Origin of the sequence: Lamprobacter modestohalophilus, assembly GCF_016583905.1 — a bacterium.
In the GTDB taxonomy this organism is placed as follows: domain Bacteria; phylum Pseudomonadota; class Gammaproteobacteria; order Chromatiales; family Chromatiaceae; genus Lamprobacter; species Lamprobacter modestohalophilus.
In genome coordinates, this window is the sequence record NZ_NRRY01000121.1 from 1 (window position 1) to 3,104 (window position 3,104).

Annotated in this window: 5 protein-coding genes; 3 read left to right on the forward strand and 2 right to left on the reverse strand. The window is 59.0% G+C overall.

The window, feature by feature from the left end:
* Positions 1-395, forward strand: a 395-nt coding sequence (locus CKO42_RS26055; protein ID WP_200252129.1) for a redoxin domain-containing protein, incomplete at its 5' end; no start/stop codon positions are given.
* An 81-nt stretch (positions 396-476) separates the two neighbouring features.
* On the opposite strand, the gene CKO42_RS26060 is transcribed toward CKO42_RS26055, so the two are convergent.
* Positions 477-1,475: an ATP-dependent DNA helicase gene (locus CKO42_RS26060; protein WP_338035012.1), complete on the reverse strand. Its 999-nt coding sequence runs from the start codon at positions 1,473-1,475 to the stop codon at positions 477-479.
* Complete coding sequence (locus CKO42_RS26065) at positions 1,447-1,611, reverse strand: hypothetical protein (protein WP_200252153.1); 165 nt, start codon at positions 1,609-1,611, stop codon at positions 1,447-1,449. The genes CKO42_RS26060 and CKO42_RS26065 overlap by 29 nt, the downstream gene beginning before the upstream one ends.
* Positions 1,612-2,036: 425 nt before the next feature.
* Here CKO42_RS26065 and CKO42_RS26070 point away from each other — a divergent pair, with 425 nt between their 5' ends.
* Positions 2,037-2,624: a hypothetical protein gene (locus tag CKO42_RS26070; RefSeq protein ID WP_200252147.1), complete on the forward strand. Its 588-nt coding sequence runs from the start codon at positions 2,037-2,039 to the stop codon at positions 2,622-2,624.
* A gap of 155 nt (positions 2,625-2,779) precedes the next feature.
* Positions 2,780-3,073: a hypothetical protein gene (locus CKO42_RS26075; protein ID WP_200252150.1), complete on the forward strand. Its 294-nt coding sequence runs from the start codon at positions 2,780-2,782 to the stop codon at positions 3,071-3,073.
* Positions 3,074-3,104: the final 31 nt, after the last annotated feature.

The window sequence follows — 3,104 nt, forward strand, 5'->3', positions numbered from 1 at the left end:
TCGCCTGGGAGCGCAACATCAAGGAGAAGTTCGGTGTCGAGATCGGCTTCCCGATCATCGCCGACCTCTCGATGCAGGTGGCCAAGGCCTACGGCATGATCCAGCCCGGCGCCAGCGACACCTCAGCCGTGCGCGCCACCTTCATCATCGATCCCAATGGTGTGCTCCGCGCGATGGTCTACTACCCGATGAGCAACGGGCGTTCGATCGATGAGTTCGTGCGGCTGGTCAAGGCGCTGCAGACCTCCGATGAACACGGTGTTGCAACCCCCGAGGGCTGGCAGCCGGGCGACAAGGTTATCGTGCCGCCGCCAGCGACGGCCGAGCAGGCCGAGGCGCGCATGGCCGAGGGCTACGAGTGCAGTGATTGGTACTTCTGCAAGAAAGCACTTTGATCCAGGGAGCGAAGCCGGGCGGCGCTCAAACGCCGCCCTGACCAGCGACCACCACAGCCCGCACCGCCGCTGTCCAGCCACTCATCCAAGCCCACCCAAGCGCTCCGCCAAGCGCGTGATCCGCCGCGTCGCCTGCTGCCGCCCCACCGCGATGCGCAACGCCTTCGCCTCCACAATCAGCACCACCAGCTGCCGCCCGCGGGTGACCCCGGTATAGAGCAGGTTGCGCTCGAGCAGCGCGTAGTGCTGCATCGCCAACGGGATCACCACCACCGGATACTCCGAGCCCTGCGCCTTGTGAATGCTGATCGCATAGGCCAGGCCCAGCTCATCGAGTGCGCTGGCCTCATATTCGACCGCCCGGCCATCGATCGCCACCACCACCAGGCCCGCCTCGGCATCGATGCGGGTGATCTGTCCGATATCGCCGTTGAACACCTCCTTGTCGTAGTTGTTCACCCGCTGGATCACCTTATCGCCCGGCGCATAGGTGGTGCCGAAGCGTTGCAGCCGCGGCTGCGCATCGGGATTGAGTCGCTGCTGCAAGGCCAGATTCAGCGCCTGCGTGCCGAGCCCACCCCGATTCATCGGCGTCAGCACCTGAATCTCCGCAAGCGGATCGAACCCAAAGCGATTCGGGATGCGCTGCGTGACACTGGCGACGAGCTTCTCGGCCAGGTTGTCCGCATCAGCGGCCTCGATCAGATAGAAGTCGCTGGTCTCCCCCTTTGCCGGGGCGATCGGCCACTCGCCGCTATGGATGCGATGGGCATTGACGATGATCCGCGAGGACAGCGCCTGACGGAACACCTCGGTCAGGCGCACCGTCGGGATCGCCCCCGAGGCGATCAGATCCGCCAGCACCCGACCCGGACCCACCGACGGCAGCTGATCAACATCGCCGACCAAGAGCAGCGCAGTCTCATCCGGCAGCGCCCGCAGCAGCTGGTTCATCAGCACCGTATCCAGCATCGAGGCCTCATCCAGCACCAACAGCTCCGCCTCCAGCGGATACTCGGCATCGCGCTTGAAGCCCGGCGCCAAACCCGCGTTACTCCCGCCGCTCGACAATCCCGCCATCCAACGCCTCTGGCTTGGCGGCTTCGCCATGGCCTGGCTCGACGCCGAGGAGGCCAGCGCCGCCAACGAAAACGCCAGCGATTGGATCAGCGAAAACAAGGTCCGCACCGCCCTCGCGGAGCGACTTGCCGGGCATCCGGCGCTACTCGCACAGCTCAACACCCGCGGACTTCAGAAGGCTTCCAAGACTCGGCGCGCGACCTCATGGCGGCCCAAGTCATCCTCCGCGGCCAAGCACCCAATTGCGCTAACACCCCCGACTCTTGCCGTGCGACATTACCCTCAGAAGTTCACGTGCGTTATGTTTGGCGCCTTCTCTTAGGAAAGCCAACCGCATAGCTAGCGCCGTTCAATACGCCAGGCAGCGCAGCCAGAGGGGCCGTGGATTAGAGAAAGTAAGGAGGCAACTTAAGCGTGTGGACACCGCTAATCGTCTGCGGTCGATCAGATGTCTGTTGAGCCCCAACAAAAGCATCCACTCTGCTCTAAAATTCTGAAACATAAATACATCGCTGCAGCAGTGTGGGCCTTACTGGATAGTCTAGATGTTTGGAGTATGATATGGCATCACTGAAATCTGGAAAGTTAAGCTTCACCTTTGAATACACTGGCTTTGATGACGAATGGGTACAGTACCAAATATATTTTCTTTGGGACGGCGAGACTCTCCTTAGAGAAGAAGTGCTGAAAAAGCGCGACGAATGCTGGGGGAAACGGAGTGAGGGTGCCTTTGTAGCTAATGATGACCAACGCGACCGTTTCTTGCCATTTCTGAAAAAGGTGCTTGAGAGCGACCAAGCCGATTACTGGGAGCCGCTAGAGCCAGATATTATTGTCGCACTTTATCCTGAGGAGTATTTTCCATTTTTAGATCCGCATTATAAAGTGATCTTTTTACGCGAAGAGTTTAAAGATAAACTAGAGGCGCGAAGGCAGCTCAAAAAAGAAAAAGGCAAGCTCCCGGATGACACCTATACGTTTGTCGCGCTGATTGATGCGTATAACTTCAGAGATGCTGATGCTTACCATGGGGAAGGGCTATCTCTTCAAATGGTTGTCAAGCGCCACGAACTCGAGCGTTTTGTGGATGAGCTTGAAAACGAATATTCCAAGTTCACAGAACGCTTCAACTTACAGGAAAAAAACTGATACGCCTGTCCGAAGCCGACCTCTGGAGCGACGCCTCTGTGGGCCTGTAACACTGGCATCCCCAGCGTATTCACGGCTCCTGCAACGCGATATAGCACCAATATGCCCGAAGGGCTTATGCTTCATCCCAAGGGGTTCACGAGGGAGCACAAACAATGACCGTTACCGTGCGCGTATCAGAGAACTTCCACTACGGCGACGATGATGGCGACTACAAACACGGCGACTTCAGCGACCGTGGCTCAGCCATCAAGGCCTGTAAGCGCATCGTCGATGAGTTCCTCGAGTCCAGCCACCAAGAGGGCATGACCGCAGAGGCCCTCTATGAAGCCTACAAGATGTTTGGCGACGACCCTTGGATCGAGGGTGGCGGCTTCTCGGCTTGGAGCTACGCGAAAAAGCGCTGCAAGGTGCTCTGCGCGGGCGACGAAGACGCGCCGCCTGAGTAAGGTCGATTGCTCCTCATGTCACTAACACACG